The organism is Mesorhizobium sp. M7A.F.Ca.US.006.04.2.1, from assembly GCF_004022915.1.
GTDB classification, from domain to species: Bacteria; Pseudomonadota; Alphaproteobacteria; order Rhizobiales; family Rhizobiaceae; genus Mesorhizobium; species Mesorhizobium ciceri.
Genome location: NZ_RZQA01001063.1, coordinates 1 through 1,859 on the forward strand (window position 1 = coordinate 1; position 1,859 = coordinate 1,859).

Here is a 1,859-nt window from a genome sequence, read left to right on the forward strand (position 1 = left end):
GCAATGCGCAGTTCCTGCTCGGCACCGACGCCGTCGGCCGCGATATGCTGTCGCGCCTGATCTACGGCTCGCGCTTCTCGCTCGCCATCGGCTTCGTCGTTGTCACGTCAGCGCTGATTTCAGGCGTCATCCTCGGCCTGCTCGCCGGCTACTGCCGCGGCTGGGTCGACACGCTGATCATGCGCATCATGGACATCATCCTGGCCTTCCCGTCGCTGCTCTTGGCCCTGGTGCTGGTCGCGGTGCTTGGCCCCGGCCTCGTCAACGCCATGATCGCCATCGCCTTCGTGCTGCAGCCGCATTTCGCCCGGCTCACCCGCGCCGCCGTGATGGCCGAAAAGACCCGCGAATATGTCGTCTCGGCCAAGGTCGCCGGCGCCAGCCATCTCAGGCTGATGCTGGTCACCATCCTGCCAAACTGCATCGCGCCGTTGATCGTGCAGGCGACGCTGTCCTTCTCCAACGCCATCCTCGAGGCGGCGGCCCTTGGCTTCCTCGGCATGGGCGCGCAGCCGCCGACGCCGGAATGGGGCACCATGCTGGCCGAAGCGCGCGAGTTCATCCTGCGCGCCTGGTGGGTGGTGACCTTCCCTGGCCTCGCCATCCTGATCACCGTCTTTGCCATCAACCTGATCGGCGACGGTCTGCGCGACGCGCTCGACCCCAAGCTGAAGAGGTCCTGAGCATGCCTCTGCTCGAGATCAAGAACCTCACCGTTTCCTTCGACACCGCGGCCGGACCGTTCATGGCCGTGCAAGGTATCGACCTGTCGATCGAGCCGCGCGAAGTGCTGGCGATCGTCGGCGAGTCCGGCTCCGGCAAGTCGGTGTCGATGCTGGCGGTGATGGGGCTGTTGCCCAACACGGCAACCGTCAAGGCCGACCGCATGGCCTTCGACGGCGTCGATCTGCTGAAGCTCAGCCCGTCCGAACGGCGCAAGATCGTCGGCAAGGACATCTCGATGATCTTCCAGGAGCCGATCGCCAGCCTCAATCCGTGCTTCACCGTCGGGTTCCAGATCGAGGAGGTGTTGCGCTTCCACATGGGCATGGACCGCGCCCAGCGCCGGGCGCGTGCCATCGAACTGATGAAGCTGGTCGGCATCGCCGACCCTGAAGAGCGGCTGAGTTCCTTCCCGCACCAGATGTCGGGCGGCCAGTGCCAGCGCGTCATGATCGCCATCGCCATTGCCTGCAATCCGAAACTGCTGATCGCCGACGAGCCGACCACGGCGCTCGACGTCACCATCCAGAAGCAGATCCTCGATCTGCTGGTTTCGCTGCAGGCCAAATACGGCATGGGCCTGATCATGATCACCCACAATATGGGCGTGGTGGCCGAGACCGCCGACCGCGTCATCGTCCAGTACAAGGGCCGCAAGATGGAAGAGGCCGACGTGCTGTCGCTGTTTGAATCGCCAAAGAGCAATTACACGCGGGCGCTGTTGTCGGCCTTGCCGGAGAACGCCGTCGGCGACCGGCTTCCGACCGTTTCCGACATGATGTTCGAGCCGGCGCCTTCTGCTGCGGGAGCCACCTGATGAGCACCACGGTTCTCGAAGGCAAGAACATCGTCCGCGACTACCACATCGGCGGCGGCCTGTTCACCGGGCCGCGTACCGTGCACGCGGTCAAGGGGGTCTCGTTCAAGGTCGACAAGGGCAAGACGCTGGCCATTGTCGGCGAAAGCGGCTGCGGCAAGTCAACGCTTGCCCGCATCATCACGCTGATCGATCCGGCGACATCGGGCGAATTGTTCATCGACGGCAACAAGGTCGACATCGCCAAGGGCGGATTGACCAAGGAGATGCGCCGCAAGGTGCAGATCGTCTTCCAGAACCCCTACGGATCGCTCAATCC

General features: G+C 64.2%; 3 protein-coding genes. All 3 read left to right on the forward strand.

All coding sequences use genetic code 11. The features are described 5' to 3' along the window. The coding region (locus EN925_RS34235; RefSeq protein ID WP_128337286.1) for an ABC transporter permease subunit at window positions 1-683 on the forward strand (683 nt) is incomplete at its 5' end. Window positions 684-685: 2 nt separating this feature from the next. Further along, the gene (locus tag EN925_RS34240; RefSeq protein ID WP_024503389.1) at window positions 686-1,540 is read left to right on the forward strand and encodes an ABC transporter ATP-binding protein; all 855 of its coding nucleotides are present in this window, start codon (window positions 686-688) and stop codon (window positions 1,538-1,540) included. Next, the coding region (locus tag EN925_RS34245) for an ATP-binding cassette domain-containing protein (protein ID WP_128337287.1) at window positions 1,540-1,859 on the forward strand (320 nt) is incomplete at its 3' end. The genes EN925_RS34240 and EN925_RS34245, both read left to right, overlap by 1 nt.

Bases quoted from the DNA above. Each gene is read 5' to 3' on its own strand.
- EN925_RS34240 (WP_024503389.1), top strand. From the start codon at position 686: ATGCCTCTGCTCGAGATCAAGAACCTCACCGTTTCCTTCGACACCGCG.